This window comes from Saprospira grandis DSM 2844 (genome assembly GCF_000275825.1).
In the GTDB taxonomy this organism is placed as follows: domain Bacteria; phylum Bacteroidota; class Bacteroidia; order Chitinophagales; family Saprospiraceae; genus Saprospira; species Saprospira grandis_A.
Window position 1 is genome coordinate 1,725,877 of record NZ_JH719942.1, and the last position, 14,531, is coordinate 1,740,407.

Annotated in this window: 11 protein-coding genes; 6 read left to right on the top strand and 5 right to left on the bottom strand. The window is 47.3% G+C overall.

Features of this window, described 5'->3' with window-relative positions; translation table 11 throughout:
• Positions 1–314 precede the first annotated feature (314 nt).
• The 3 genes from SAPGRDRAFT_RS07815 to SAPGRDRAFT_RS07825 form a co-directional block, all read right to left on the bottom strand.
• Positions 315–1,190, bottom strand: a complete 876-nt coding sequence (locus SAPGRDRAFT_RS07815; protein ID WP_002658513.1) for an alpha/beta fold hydrolase — start codon at positions 1,188–1,190, stop codon at positions 315–317.
• 63 nt (positions 1,191–1,253) lie between these two features.
• A complete protein-coding gene (locus SAPGRDRAFT_RS07820; RefSeq protein ID WP_002658514.1) occupies positions 1,254–2,150 on the bottom strand; it encodes an ATP-binding cassette domain-containing protein in 897 nt (298 codons plus the stop codon).
• A gap of 260 nt (positions 2,151–2,410) precedes the next feature.
• Positions 2,411–4,672, bottom strand: coding sequence for a CotH kinase family protein (locus tag SAPGRDRAFT_RS07825; RefSeq protein ID WP_002658515.1), 2,262 nt, complete (start codon positions 4,670–4,672; stop codon positions 2,411–2,413).
• 440 nt (positions 4,673–5,112) lie between these two features.
• Between SAPGRDRAFT_RS07825 and SAPGRDRAFT_RS07830 the strand changes: the two genes are divergently transcribed.
• From SAPGRDRAFT_RS07830 to SAPGRDRAFT_RS07855, 5 genes are all read left to right on the top strand, one after another.
• Positions 5,113–5,736 (top strand): NifU family protein, encoded by a 624-nt coding sequence (locus tag SAPGRDRAFT_RS07830; RefSeq protein WP_002658517.1) that lies wholly within the window; start codon positions 5,113–5,115, stop codon positions 5,734–5,736.
• A gap of 99 nt (positions 5,737–5,835) precedes the next feature.
• Positions 5,836–6,558, top strand: a complete 723-nt coding sequence (locus SAPGRDRAFT_RS07835) for a rhomboid family intramembrane serine protease (protein ID WP_002658518.1) — start codon at positions 5,836–5,838, stop codon at positions 6,556–6,558.
• Positions 6,559–6,657: 99 nt separating this feature from the next.
• Positions 6,658–7,620 carry a rhomboid family intramembrane serine protease gene (locus SAPGRDRAFT_RS07840; RefSeq protein ID WP_002658519.1) on the top strand — a complete coding sequence of 321 codons (963 nt, stop codon included), beginning with the start codon at positions 6,658–6,660 and terminating at the stop codon, positions 7,618–7,620.
• A gap of 205 nt (positions 7,621–7,825) precedes the next feature.
• Positions 7,826–8,554, top strand: coding sequence for a RadC family protein (radC, locus tag SAPGRDRAFT_RS07850; protein ID WP_002658521.1), 729 nt, complete (start codon positions 7,826–7,828; stop codon positions 8,552–8,554).
• Positions 8,555–8,620: 66 nt separating this feature from the next.
• Positions 8,621–8,986 (top strand): four helix bundle protein, encoded by a 366-nt coding sequence (locus SAPGRDRAFT_RS07855; protein WP_002658523.1) that lies wholly within the window; start codon positions 8,621–8,623, stop codon positions 8,984–8,986.
• A 227-nt stretch (positions 8,987–9,213) separates the two neighbouring features.
• Here SAPGRDRAFT_RS07855 and SAPGRDRAFT_RS07860 read toward each other — a convergent pair whose 3' ends face one another.
• Both SAPGRDRAFT_RS07860 and SAPGRDRAFT_RS07865 read right to left on the bottom strand, forming a co-directional pair.
• Positions 9,214–10,998, bottom strand: coding sequence for a T9SS type A sorting domain-containing protein (locus SAPGRDRAFT_RS07860; RefSeq protein ID WP_002658524.1), 1,785 nt, complete (start codon positions 10,996–10,998; stop codon positions 9,214–9,216).
• Positions 10,999–11,305: 307 nt separating this feature from the next.
• The gene (locus SAPGRDRAFT_RS07865) at positions 11,306–12,400 is read right to left on the bottom strand and encodes an endonuclease/exonuclease/phosphatase family protein (protein ID WP_002658526.1); all 1,095 of its coding nucleotides are present in this window, start codon (positions 12,398–12,400) and stop codon (positions 11,306–11,308) included.
• Between the two features lie 389 nt (positions 12,401–12,789).
• Here SAPGRDRAFT_RS07865 and gltX point away from each other — a divergent pair, with 389 nt between their 5' ends.
• Complete coding sequence (gene gltX / locus SAPGRDRAFT_RS07870) at positions 12,790–14,322, top strand: glutamate--tRNA ligase (RefSeq protein WP_002658528.1); 1,533 nt, start codon at positions 12,790–12,792, stop codon at positions 14,320–14,322.
• The last annotated feature ends 209 nt before the right edge of the window (positions 14,323–14,531 follow it).

Consider the following 14,531-nt stretch of genomic DNA (forward strand, 5'->3'; position numbering starts at 1 on the left):
CCTTCATCCAGCTAAGCATTTAGTACCATTTTCGGTCCTACAGGCCCCGAAGGGGCCGCAGGCTGAGGGATGGTAGGGGGTGGCCGAAGGCCAGACCGAGCTTTTTTGAGCAAAGCGAAAAAAAGCGACAACAAGGCTGAAAGCCGCAGTTCGATGACCAAAGGGAATAACGGCCGAGCGAACAGCGAGCCCCCGCACAGCCCGACCCGACCGATAATTCATGAGGGGTTCAACCCTCATTTTATATAGCTTCGCAAAGCGATACCGCTTTGCGCTGGGTTTCAACCCGACGGAAGGGGCAGCCCCAAAAACAGTTAGTCCTTAGTATAATTATTGGCCAATTCCAGCAAGCGATCACGGATTAACTCGTAGCGGTTCCAGATCAGGAAGTGGTTCATTTTATCTTGATAGAGGCTATCTACAGGGGCCTTCGTTAGGGCTTTTTCAGCGAAATAAGAGTTTTCTATGGGAACAATCTTATCGTTTCGGCCATGGACCAAAACCGTTTCATTTTCTAAATTTTCCCAAAGCGGCAACATCTCTTCTAGCTCCTTGGCATGAGCCAATTTCTCTTTATTGGCCACCTTAAACGAGCGGGGCAAGGGCCAGTTAAAAATGGTATAGCGCATGGGGTAATTGAACCAGAATACCTTCTCGTGCTCGGGGTCTAGGGCCGAGGCCAAAAGGTAAAGCGGGCCCGTCTGCTCGGGATAATCCATGGCCAGGCGAACAGCCACCGGCCCACCATAAGAATGGCCGACCAAAATAGGCGGTTTTTTGTATTGATTGAGGGCCAAAACGGGCGCCAGATAGCGGGCCTGCTCGGCAATAGAGGGTAGCGCTTTGCCAAAATTAGAATAGCCATAGCCAGGGCGATCTACGGCCAAAAGATGATAATTTTGGTACAAACTGCTATCCTGCAAATACTTCATATAGTCCTGAGAAGAACCCGGCGCCCCATGAATAAAAACAATGGTCGGGGCATCTTCTGGCCCTAATTCCAGATAGCGAATGGTTCGACCATCCAATTCATAGCGGCCAATTTTGGGCTTGATAGGCAGCTTTTTAAACTTCTTTTGGACCTTTTTGTCCGACATTCTAAATTGCATACAGGCATCTGAAATAAAGCTCAAGCCCAGAAAAAGGCTAAATAAAAGGCCGATTTTACGCCATTTTTTCCATCGCATCATTATCGCATTAGTTGTAGTGGGGAAATCTAAACTCTTTACGGAAAAAGAGGCCTAGCGGTCGATTTAGCGGGTCAGTTTTTGGAAGACCTGCTCAATGCTAGAACGTTCGGGCACCAGCTCGAGCAAGCTCAGCTTTTGGTCTACCGCAAAGCGGAAAAGCGCTTCTCTTAAATCGTTTTTTTGGCTAGAGCTGAGCAAAAATGCGCCTCCGCCAAGGGGTTCTACTTGGCCCAATTTCTCTAGTTGTTGGCGGCTCACTTTTTCTTTGAAAAGCACCTTTACTCTTTGTTCTTGCCCCAATTTCGTCTGCAAATTGCTAATGCGGTCATCGGCCACCAATTTACCGCGGTTCAGGATGAGCACCCGATCGCAAAGGGCCTCAATTTCTTGCATAATATGAGAAGAAAATAAAACGGTTTTCTCCTCCCCTAGTTGGCGCACCAGCGCCCGAATTTCCACCAATTGGTTGGGGTCCAAACCAGAGGTCGGCTCATCTAAAATTAGCACTTCGGGATCATGCAAAAGGGCCTGCGCTAGGCCCACCCTTTGGCGATATCCGCCCGATAAACTCCCAATCAATTTATGCGCTTCTCCGCTCAGGCCCGTTTGCTCAATCATCTGATCTACCCGCGCTTTTTTGCGGTCCAAACGATGCAAACCTGCAATAAAAAGCAAATATTCTCGCACATACATATCCAAATAAAGGGGATTATCTTGGGGCAGATAGCCCACTCTTTTGCGCAGTTCGTCTCCCTCTTTTTCGATATCAAAACCAGCCACAAATGCCCGTCCAGAAGTAGGTGGAATAAAGGTGGTCAGCATTTTCATCGTGCTGCTTTTCCCGGCGCCATTAGGCCCCAAAAAGCCGAGAATTTCGCCTTTTTTTAGTTCAAAACTCAGGTTATCGACGGCGGTTTGCTCGCCATATACTTTGCTCAGATTTTCTACAACTATTGACATGCTATTTCTTTTTATTTTTTTGGGGCCTCCGATTTTATAAAAGGCGGCGGTTACTCCTTTCAGTCGTCGAACTGCGGTCTAAAGACCTTGTTGTCGTTTCAGGGCTCGCTGTTATTTTGGGGCCTCCGCAGCAAAGCTGCGGCGCTACGTTTCAGGGCTCGCAGGTCTGCTCGGCCCTTCGCTTTTTTTCGCTTTGCTCAAAAAAGCTTGGTCTGGCCTTCGGCCACCCTTCCACATCGCTAGGCCGAGGAGGCTTGGCCTTATTCCCTGCCTCGATATTGGCCCAAAGCGTAGGCCGCCAAGAGCAGGCCCAGAAAAAGGGCTAATCCCCATAGGTAATGGGCAAAATTGGCGGCTTTCCAGTTTTTGGACAAGCGGTTTTCTTTTCGTTTTTTGCTGTATATGGGATTTTCTTGGCCGGGGCTACCTGCATTGGGCTCCTTTTTCCAGTTGAGGGCAAAGTTGCTTCTTTGCAGATAGGGATGTTTTAGGGCCAAGGACAAAAATAAAGAATCTTTTGACTTTCCCAGCTTGTAGCTCAGGCTATCTACCAACTCATTTTGGGCATAGAGCAGGAGCTGATCGCTTTTGGCGCCTAGGCCAAAATTAAGGCCGCTCCAAAGCTGGCCCGAGAAGTTTGGAAAGCGCTTTTTAAAGCCTAGGCTATCTCGACAAAGGACCAAATAGGCCCCAGCGGGCAGTTTGCCCGCTGCAAATTGGTAGCGATGGCCCTTTTCATCTTCTAAAGCATATTTTTCTAGCTGCAGTGGTTGGGCGCTGGCGTTAAAAAACTCAATCCAATCGCCAGCTAGGGAATCTCGGCAGCTAAACTCATTAACAATCAGGTCTCGTTTTGGGGCCAGCTCAAAAACGGCGGTAATATAGAGGCTATCTCTCGCTTGGGGCGGCAGTTTTAGTATTTGCTTCTCATGGCGTTGGCCGTTAATGATCCAATGCGAGAACCTTTGGTCCAGATAGGGCTGCGCCTTTAGGCGCAGCCCTATGCCCTGAAAATAGAGGCCATGGGCTAGGCCTTCTGTATTATATAAATCATTGAGACGGATAAAGCCATCTCCTGATGTTTGAATGATTAAGCTTTGTTGGGGACCAAACTCTGGAAAAAACTCGGCTAAGAATTGGGCCATATAGGCGGGGCGTTTGTGGGCAAACTCGGCCATCTCCTGCATGCGGTTGGTCCAGAGGCTATGGTGCAATTGCCAGCGCAATTGGTGGCGCCAGAGTTCGGGAGTAAGGACTTGGCCCATACTATCTAGGCGGTTGCAGAGGCGTTCTGCTTGAAAATGGCCATTAATTCGGTCGCAAAAACGCTTTAAAAACGCTTGGCGAAAATCTTGATTTTTGAGCAATTGGCGGAGCAAAAAAGTGGACCAGGGCGGATTGGGCCAGCGGGGGCCCTTGGCTTCCGTATGAAACTTCAGGCTATTAAAGTTGTAGCCGCCTTTACTATAAAAGCCAAAGCCATAATCGGTATCATAGAGCAGCCATTGCCAGCGGCCATTGGCTGTTTGGGGTCGCCAAAACTTAATATTTCCGCCAGCGTCCTGATTATCGGCATAGATTTGCATAATTTGATAATCCATAAAATTTTGGATATCCATCCAGCGGCCAACTTGCGCATAATGTTGGCTATCGGCCAAATCATGTTGTTGCATATAATTGCGCAGGCGCAAATAGTGGGCGGAGCTGCCCGCATTAACATTCAGGCTATACTCCATAAGGTCCAGACTATCTTTATCTACCCCATAATGTTGTTCGAGATAGCGGGCCGTCAATTTTTCTCGGACATTGAGGATGCCCCAATACTGCCCATTAATGTAGACCCTAGCGGGGCGGTAGGCTTGAACGCCTAGGCCCAGATCTTGGCCCAACTGGCTAATAAAAGCATCTCGGAGCTGGCTGCCTTTAAAGCCACTGCCTGAATTTCGGAGGATGAGGCGTTTATACTTCTTATAGGGTAGATCTGGAAAAATGGGGTATTGGATCCATTTGGTCCCATAAGAAGAGCGGGCATAAATGGCTAGAGACTTTTGTCTGTAGGCTCGGCTATTGCCACCAAAAATGCTGAGACCAACGGGGCCTTGCCAGAGCAGGCCGCTACTATCTATTAATGCTAATTGGGCGGGGACCTCTTTCTTTTGGTAAAAGTTGGCGCCCTTATAGGGAAAGAAAGGCCAAGCGCGGGGGCCTTTGCTATAAATTCCTTTATCATCATCCCAGAGCAGTTTGGGTTGGACAAAAAGGCTAATCGTAATTAATTGGCTGGGGGCTTCTTGGACCAAATAGCTACGATAGCTTAGGCTATCGCCATTTTGCCAGATGGCAAATTGGGGTCTTTGGAGCAGGGTATCTAATGGTCCTTGGAGGAGTTGGGGCGGAGAAAAGAGTTGAAGGCTTTGGTTATCGGTTAAATGAATGGGCAGCTCTTTGGCATAATAGGCCGAAGGCGGAACTTGGGCAGAGAGCAGATTGGTCCAAAACAGCAGAAAAAACCATAGGCGCATAAGGGAAGCGATTAGCGGATCAAGATACAGAATATAATCTAGGGGGAGGTCTTATTTTGGGGTTGGGAGAGAGCGCCAAGCGCAGGGCGGTCCATTTGGCCTAGCGATGTGGAAGGGTGGCCGTCAGGCCAGACCAAGGCGGCAAAGCCGCCGCAGGGCCGAGCAGACCTGCGAGCCCTGCAACGTAGCGCCGCAGCTTTGCTGCGGAGGCCCCAAAATAACAGCGAGCCCTGAAACGACAACAAGGTCTTTAGGCCGCAGTTCGACGACCGAAGGGAGTAACCGCCGCAGCTTTGCTGCGGAGGCCCCAAAAGAGGTGGATTTAAACAGCCCTTAACAGCTCAAGTTATTAAATTACAAACTAATCTGAATACTTTTTGTTAGCTTTGTAACTGATCTAATTAAAGGGCCAAGAAAGGCCAAAAACACTGAATACGACTATGGAAAATACCGTAGAAAACAAGCGTCCGCCTGTGATGCTGTATACTGAGCAAACGCCCAATCCGGAGACATTAAAGTTTGTGACCAACCAAATGTTGTACCCCAAGCGCACGGCTGATTTTAAGGATGAGGACCGTGAATTGGCGGAAGAATGGTCGCCATTGGCGGCGGCTTTATTTGCTCAAACGGGAGTAAATGGGGTATATATTTGCAACAACTTTGTGACCATTACGAAGGGGCACAACTTTGAGTGGGCCGACATCATGTTGGAGCTTAAGAGTTTCCTTAAGAACTACTTGCAAGAAGGGAAGGCAGTTATTAAGGATGGCTTTGATGAGGTTCAGGCGGCACAGAAGGCTGAAGAAGAGGAGCATTATGAGGGAGAAGAGGCAGAGATTGTGGTCAAGATCAAGAATATTTTGGAGACCTATGTTCGTCCGGCTGTAGAAATGGATGGCGGGAACATTGAGTTTAAGGCCTACAAAGATGGGATTGTGAGTGTAGTGATGCAGGGAGCTTGTAGTGGTTGTCCGTCTTCTTCGGTAACTTTAAAAACGGGAATTGAGGGCATGCTCAAGCGGATGATTCCTCAGGTAAAAGAAGTTAATGCGATTATGGGTTAGCCTAGCGTTAATCAAGATATAATTTTGTACTTTTAAGGTTGTTCGGAGGGGTTTCGGCCTTATCGAGCAACCTTTTTTTTTGTATATAAAATAGAAAGAATGATTGGACAGAGCGGCATGCGGCTACCGGAGGTAGTCAAGAACTTAATTATCATCAACGTGATCATGTACATTGTGGCCATGATTTTTCCGGAGATGAATAATATGTTTGCCATGTATCCTATAATGAGTGAGCATTTTCGGCCCTATCAGGTGGTGACGCATATGTTTATGCACTCGCAGTATAGCATTACGCATATCTTTTTCAATATGTTTGCCCTTTATATGTTTGGGCGAGATGTAGAGTGGCGGATGGGGGCCAAGCGTTTTTTGCTTTTTTACATCATTACGGGATTGGGGGCTGTTTTTCTTCATCAGTTGGCGGGCTACGTAGAATTTCAGTATGCCTTAGAGGGTTTAGATTCTGCGGTTAGAGATCAATTTTTGGAAGAGGGGACCTACAATCGGAACATATCTCCTGATGTTCGGGACCAGCTACAGTACGCCTATGACATTATGAATGTGCCGGCGGTGGGAGCTTCTGGGGCTATTTATGGGGTATTGGCGGCCTTTGGGGCCTTATTTCCGAATAGGATGATCATGTTATTGATTCCCCCGATTCCGATGAAAGCCAAATACTTTGTATTGATTATGGGAGGATTAGCCTTATACATGGGATTTTCTGGGCAGCAAGCTGGGGTAGCGCATTTTGCGCATCTGGGCGGGGCTCTTTTTGGTTATTTGATGATTTGGTATTGGAAAAAAGCGGGAAAGCTCTATTAAATTTTGTATTTTTTGAAACTGATTATTCCTCTTTCTATTTAATAAACAGCAACTTATTTGATCAAATTCATTTGTCACACTCCCCAATCACATTAAAATATGACCACTCTTTGGCAAGACTTAAAATATAATTATCAGCGAGGCAACTCTGTCATTCGGCTTATCATGTTGAATATTGCGGCACATTTGGGCCTTAATATTTTGCTACTCCCTTTCTTTTTGTTTGGCATTTCGGCTGAAACCTATTGGGCGGAGGTACAAAACTGGCTCTACCTGCCGGCTGATGCGAGCAAACTATTGATTCGTCCTTGGACCTTATTTAGCTATATGTTTTTACATAGCGGCATTTGGCATTTGCTCATGAACATGCTGGTGTTATATTGGTTTGGTCGTTTGCTCAACAACCTGCTTAAGGATCGGCAAATTTGGGGTATTTATTTATTGTCGGGTCTTAGTGGAGGGCTCTTCTTCTTATTGTCCTACAATCTCTTCCCCGCTTTTTATGGCCAAAGTAGTACGGCTGTAATTGTTGGGGCCTCTGCGGGGGTGATGGGTGTAGTACTAGCCGCTGCCGCCCTAACGCCCAAGGCCAGCATGCGTTTTATTCTGATTGGGAATGTCCAATTGCAATATGTGGCCCTGGCCTTTGTTTTGATTGACCTCATTTCGGTTTCGCTCAATAACTCGGGCGGGCATCTAGCGCACCTAGGTGGTGCCATTATGGGTTGGTTATTTATTTACCTACTCCGAAAGGGGCGCGATCTTTCTCTTCCTCTTAGTCCCCTTTTTGAGGGCCGCCAAGCTAAAGTGACGCCCAAAAGTCGCCCTCGGCCCAAAATGGCCTACCGCAAAACGGAAAGCAGCAGCATGCAAGCCTCGGCCCAAAGCCAAACGAGCAATAATAACTATGGCGGCTATAGCCGCAGTTTTGCCCAAAAATACCGACATCTCAGTCATCAGGAATGCGTAGATGCCATTTTGGATAAGATACGAAGCTCGGGCTATGATAGCCTGACCAAAGATGAAAAAACCTATCTGGATGAAAGCAGCCAGAAGAAATAAAACCAAAAGCCTCCTTTTTTTAGGAGGCTTTTTTTTTGCACTTTTTTCTCCTCAAACTACCATCTACAGCCTTTTTCAGCCCCCTAGGATTGGCAGAAAAAGAAACCTAACTCAAAAATATTTACGAAAAAAGTTAGATATCTCTTGCGTATTTAAAAAAGTCGCCTTACATTTGAGTAAACGATAACAGAAAAACAATTAGCGCATGGATAAACCTACTGTAGCCCAAGAACGCAGCTACCGCCATCGGCCAATAACGGAATGGGCTGTTGGGGAGCGACCAAGAGAAAAGTTTTTGGAAAAAGGAGGAGCTCAACTGACTGATGCCGAGCTCATTGCCATTTTGCTTAGCTCTGGTTGCAGTGGCAAAACGGCTGTAGAATTGGCCCGCGAAATTCTCAAAAAGGTAGAGAATAATCTGCAGGTTTTGGGCGAACTATCTCATCGAGAACTAAAGGGATTTGCGGGGGTGGGCCAGGCCAAAGCCATACGCATTGCGGCGGCTTTGGAATTGGGGCGAAGGCGCCAATTAGCGGCACTTCCGGCTCGGCCTATTATTCGGTCTTCAGCAGAGGCTTACCGCCTAGCGGCCCCCTTACTGATGGACCTTCCGCATGAAGAGTTTTGGGTGCTTTTGCTCAACCGGGCCAATCGAGTGTTGGCCAAATTACAATTGAGTGAAGGCGGCTTGGCCAGCACGGCTGTAGACCCCAAAAAAATCTTCCGCCGAGTCTTGGAGTATGAACGCGCCTGTGCCCTGATTTTGGTCCACAATCACCCCTCTGGCAATAAACTGCCCAGCCAAGCAGATATTCAGCTTACCGAAAAGCTCTGCCAAGGCGCCCGCATTTTAGATCTGCAGGTTTTGGACCATATTATTGTTGCAGCTACCGACTATTGCAGTTTTGCCGATGATGGCTTTATGCCCTCTTAGCGAGACCCCACAGAAAAAGAAACACCCCTAGCGATTCTTATTGCTCACCCCAATTATATTTAACTTATGGCTTACCCCAATTTTAAACAAAGTTTGGTCTGGCAGAAAACAGCAGGCTTCTGTAAAGCCCTACAGCTCAGCCTAAACAGTTGCGAGCAAAGCTGGTATAAAGACAGCCTTTTGCTCACCGCCAGCCGAGCGGTCAATCAAGTTGCCTTGGGCCAAGAACAATTTCATAAAATGGCCCAAGAACAATACCTCTTAGATGCTCGACAAAGCCTGAGCGAATGCCGCAGTATGCTGGCCCTAGGCCTAGAACTGCAGTTGCTGCGGCCCAATACCCAAGAAGAACTAGAAGCTAAGGCCAATGAGGCCGCCGCCGTTCTTTATGGCCTCGTAAAACATTTGCGCAAACAAAGCGCTGCCAATTAGATAAAAAAGAGCAGCCCGCCAATGCGCACTGCTCTCCAAGAATTTCTACCTATTGCTGTCCATTTCCTTCTCTATACTTAGATCCTATCTAATAGAAGGAGGGTTTTGATGGGGCTTTTAATGGTTTTTTAGTGGTTTTAATGTTTGTTTTGTTTTGGTTAGTACCATGGGTCTGTCTCGAAAGAGCAGGCCTATGGCTGTTTGTAGCCATAGGCTAATTTTATGTACTAGGGCTGCTGAATCAAAAGCATTTTGCTAAATTGAGCATTGGCCGTTCGCAAAACTAACTGATAACTCCCATTCGGTAGATCGCTTAGTTCTAGTGGCAAAATTTGATTGCCCCCAAAGAGATCAACGCTTTGGCTTGGGCGAGCTTTCTGGCCCAAAACATTATACACCTCTAGCTGAGCAGGCCCAGCCTCTTGGCTGTTGAGCTCCAATTGCAGAAAACCCGCAGAAGGATTAGGGAAAATTCTCCCCTCCAAAGCCAGTAGCCGCTCTACCGCAGTGGGCCCCATCTGCCAGCTAAAACGCAGACCGCCCTGAGCGCCAAAATTACCACTGCTATCAATGCTCATCCCGCCAAGCTCAAGTACATAATACCCCAAACCATAACCACAGCAAATTCCATCGCCAAAAGCATCCTGAATCATAAACTCATAGCAATGTCCCGATACAGCCTCAAAGTTTTGCTCAACACTAACAGTTGCCGCATCAATGCTATCCCCATACAAGATTAAACTATCTATGCTCAAATCTCGTAGCGACCAACTCACATCCTCCGGATAATTATCAAATACAATTCGCAATTGGCCCACCGCACTATCCGATTGGAAAGTTGGCGCCTGACTAATCACATCATTGATATAGTCTACATTGGGGTTGGCCTGCCCATTAATCTGACTAATACTCAGCTCTATACTGTTGTTGGCCTGCAAAAAACCCGGAATATCCGCTAGCAAAACCCTTTGGCTGTAGCCCGGCGCCAAAGCAGACGACAAATACAGTTGCTGGCTAGCCGAACTTTGGCCCAAATTCAAATCATAACTAATCTCTAGACTGTCTATAGGCGTACTGCCCAAATTTTTTACCTCCAACTCATAACTCGCAGTCGTTCCACAAAGACTAACAAAGGACTCGGCCCATTGCCCCATAACAATCTCCGTAGATAATGGATCGGGCGAGCTAAAGCTAGGCCGAATCTGCGCCGCATTCAAGGCAGCCCCCTGCTCCGATTCAGTCAATACTCCCAAAATGCGAACTTGAGAAAAATCTAAAGCCACTCCCTCAAAAGAATCTGGCAAATTCAACTGAAAACTATCTGCCCGAAAGCTGCTGGCCGAGGTTTGGCTAAGGGCCAAAATCGGCAACTCCATCCGCAAAACGTTCCGCTGCCAATATTCTCCAGCCGCATCGAGGTTGCTAGGATCCAAATCCGCCGCCCCAGCCTGGCTACTCAAAACGCTATCTTGCAAAATGTATAGCTGCACATAATTGGTATCTCTCGGACTATCCGCCGTATAGTAACTTTCTGCCACAATATTGAGCTCGCCAGTACTGAGGTCCAAATCAGCAGCCAAACCCAAATTGACCACCGCAGTCACCGTATCCAACTGGCTAAGCGCAGCCTCCCAATTGCCCAAACTAAGCGCCAAACTACCCGCAGATTGAGCCAAATTGCCCATGTTTTTACGGTTAATCATCGCCGCCGGCAACTGATTATAAGCCGCCAAACTCCCTAGGGCATCTGCCGTAGCATTCCGAAAATCAACTTGCCCATTCTGAGGCTGAGCAAAAGCCGATGTATGCAATTGACTATATACAAAGCGATAATTTGGCTCCAAATTCCTAATTTCCACCAACTCTTCCGCACAATAATAACAATTTACCCCCGTAATGCCCTCTAGCAAATGGGTCTGCGGCTGAGCCGTCGTAGATACAATATTTTGGGCCGTAAGGACCGATGATGACAGCAGAAAAGCAGCTGCAAATAATTGATAGATTTTTGACATTTAGCTTTTTTTAAAATGAAGTCGCAAAATATAGTTTTAAGGAGAAACAATTTCGCTTCTCTCCTATAGCTTTCTAAACAAACCCTAAAACAGAAGGGTTGGGCCCCTAGGAGACTTCTCTTTTTTCTTTTTTGGGGCTGCCCCGCCCTTTGGGCGGGTCGGGCTGTGTCGCAGCTCGCAGGTCTGCTCGGCCCTGCGCGGGCTGCGCCCGCTAGGTCTGGCCCTTCGGGCCACTGCTATCCATCCCTCAGCCGAGGCGCTGCGCGCCTTGCGGCGGCTTCGCCGCCTTGCTAGGACCAAAAAGCAACTACAGACACTCACAATCCGAAATCACTGCCCGATGATCCGATATCGCCTCGGCCTGCAAACGATGATTATAGACCTTACAGCTTTTGGGCAATAAAATATAGTCGATCCGCAAGCCGGGCAAGCCCCCCGCATAACTGGCCCCCAAACCACTGCCCTGCTCTATAAAACTGTCTTTTCTTCCTTTGGCCAACAAACGATAGCTATAAGAAAGAGGCGTATCATTAAAATCGCCCAAAATAAAAACAGGATGCGGCGAAGCACTAGCATGCTTAACAATGGCTTGGGCCTGAATGCTTCTCAGCTCAAAGGCATTGCTCAACTTAGAGCCAATGCGATAATAAGTATCTTGGGTCTTCTTATCGTTTAAGGATTTTAGGTTCTCCTTTTTAAGGACCTCTCCCGCATCTTGGCCCAAACGGGTAGATTGCAAATGCACGGCATACAGCCTAAAGGTATCTTTTGGACCAATAATATCGGCGAAAATGGCCCCATTATGCGAGCCCTCAAAACGTATTTGGCCCAAATTGATTAAGGGATAGCGGCTAAAAATGCCCAAGCTGCTTCCGCCTCCCAAATGCTGATAAGACAGGCCCATTTGAAGCAAACTATCCTTAAACCGCTGCGTAGAAGCCACTCCCCTACCCGAACACTCCTGAGCCGCCAAAATATGCGGGTTCTCCTTTCGGAGATAAGCCAAAAAGCGATTTTGTTCCCGCAGCAAATCTGCCTCTTTTCGATATAAGCCCGTATTAAAATAACGCATATTATAGCTCATCAGCCGAAAGCCAGCGGGCGCAGCCCGCTGGGCCGAAAAGCGCAGCCCATAGGTCTGTGAGAAATAAGGAAAACCCAGCAACATGCAAATGGCGGGTAAATAAAACAGCCGCTTTCGCCGAAAAAGCCAAAAGAGCGCCCAGACAAAATTGGCCAAGAGCAAAAAAGGAAACCCCAAGGCCAAAATAGCCAAATAACTATTGCTAGTAGGGGGAATAATTGGGGCCAAATAAGAAAGCAAAAGCAGCAAACTAAAAGGCAAATTTAGTAAAAATAAAAGCCGGACCGACAAGGCCCGCAAATAGCGAACGATTTTCATCCTATAGAAATATCAAAGAGATCATAACAAACTTTTTCAATGCTAAACTAAGGGTCTACTTAGCTTATTTGTGACCACTATTTAAAATTGGCCAAACAGAAAAAAGAGAAGAATCTTGAAACATAGAGAGATAAAGTTTTGAGGAAGAGAGAGAAGTTTTTGAAAAAGCCTATCTTTGCCCCCGAAAAGCAAAAGGAACGGCCCTAGCTGGCGCAGCCAGCAACGGCCTAGCGATGGAAGGCAGTGGCCGAAGGCCAGACCTAGGCGGCAAAGCCGCCGCAGGGCCGAGCGAACAGCGAGCTGCCGAACGTAGCGCCGACGACCGAAGGGAGGCGGAGGCCCCAAAACAATAGTCTTTTCAGATTTAGCAAAATAGTAAAAAAGCCATGATGTCTCAGCAAGTACGACTGCGTTTTGCACCTAGTCCCACCGGAGCCCTACATATTGGGGGTGTGCGTACCGCCTTATACAATTATCTCTTTGCCAAAAAAATGGGTGGAACCTTCATTTTGCGGATTGAGGACACCGACCGCAAGCGTTTTGTGGCCGAAGCTGAAAGCTACATCAATGAAGCCTTAGCTTGGTTGGGTTTGACGCCTGATGAGGGAGTTGTAGAAGGGGGAGAATATGGTCCATATCGCCAATCTGACCGCAAAGCGATTTATGCAAAATATGCGCAGCAGTTATTGGATAGCGGCTATGCCTATTATGCCTTTGATACGGCAGAGGAGCTAGATGCGATTCGCAAAGAAGAGCCAAATTTTAAATACGGGGCTGAAAGTCGGATGAAACTGCGCAACTCTTTGACGCTAGGGCAAGAAGAAGTGGATCAGCTTGTGGCTAGTGGCGACTATGTTGTTCGGATTTTGTTGCCGGCGGAGGAAGAAATTGTTTTTGAAGATATGATTCGGGGCGTTGTGCGTTACAACAGCCGCGACATGGACGATAAAGTCTTGTATAAAGGCAGCGAGCAAATGCCCACCTATCATTTGGCCAACATAGTGGATGATTACTTGATGAAAATCAGCCATGTGGTTCGGGGAGAAGAGTGGTTGCCCAGCACGCCCTTGCATGTTATGCTCTATCGTTATTTGGGTTGGGAGGAGAGTCGCCCGGCCTTTGCGCATCTTCCGCTCATTCTAAAGCCCAAGGGCAATGGAAAGCTGAGCAAGCGGGATGCGGCAAAATTTGAGATGCCTGTATTTCCCCTTGACTTTGAGCAAGAGGGCCAAGAAAAAATCAATGGCTTTAGAGAGTGGGGTTTTGCGCCTGCTCCTGTGCTCAACTTTTTGGCCTTATTGGGTTGGCACCCTGAGGGAGACCGCGAGATGTTCAGTTTAGAAGAGCTAGTAGAAGCCTTTGACATTGAGAAAGTCAGCAAAAGCGGAGCTCGTTTTGATTTTGAGAAAGCTCGTTGGTTTAGCCAGCAATACCTAATGGCTACAGAAAATAAAGTCCTTGCCGAAGCGCTGCAAAAAACGCTATCGGCCCAAGGGAAAGACTACAGTCTAGCTTATTTGGAGGCTGTAGCGGGCATGCTCAAAGAGCGGGTGCATTTTCTTAGTGAAATGCCTGTAGTGGGGCAATACTTTTTTGCTGCTCCCAACTATGAGGACACCTTAGCCAATGAGGCTAAAAACCTCAAGAAAAAGGTCCTTAAGAAATGGACGGCAGAGCGGGCCGAGTTATTTAGCCAATTGCCCGAGCTGCTTAGAGGCTCAGATGCGGCTACAATCAAAACGGCAATTACGGCTTTCATGGAAGCCAACAGTCTAGGGTTTGGCGATCTGCTGCCCTTCCTTCGTTTTGCCCTATCGGGAACGATGAAAGGCCCAGACGTATTTGAAATGGCGGCCCTATTAGGCGCCGAAGAAAACAAAAATCGCATTCAGGCCTTTATGGCATTTTGCAAGGCCCAATAAGAGAAAGGCGTTAGCTGCATGCAGCTAGCGCCTTTTTTGTAAACAGAAGATTAAGCTTAATACCTTAAAAAGAAACAAAATTTTTAATTGCAAAACTGGCAGTTATAACTTAAAAGCATTAAATTTCGCAAAAGTTAAAGGAGTATATACTGTTAAAAGCAAAAAAATGCGGTAAAAACCTAACTTTTACTCCTTTAATAGCGTATTAG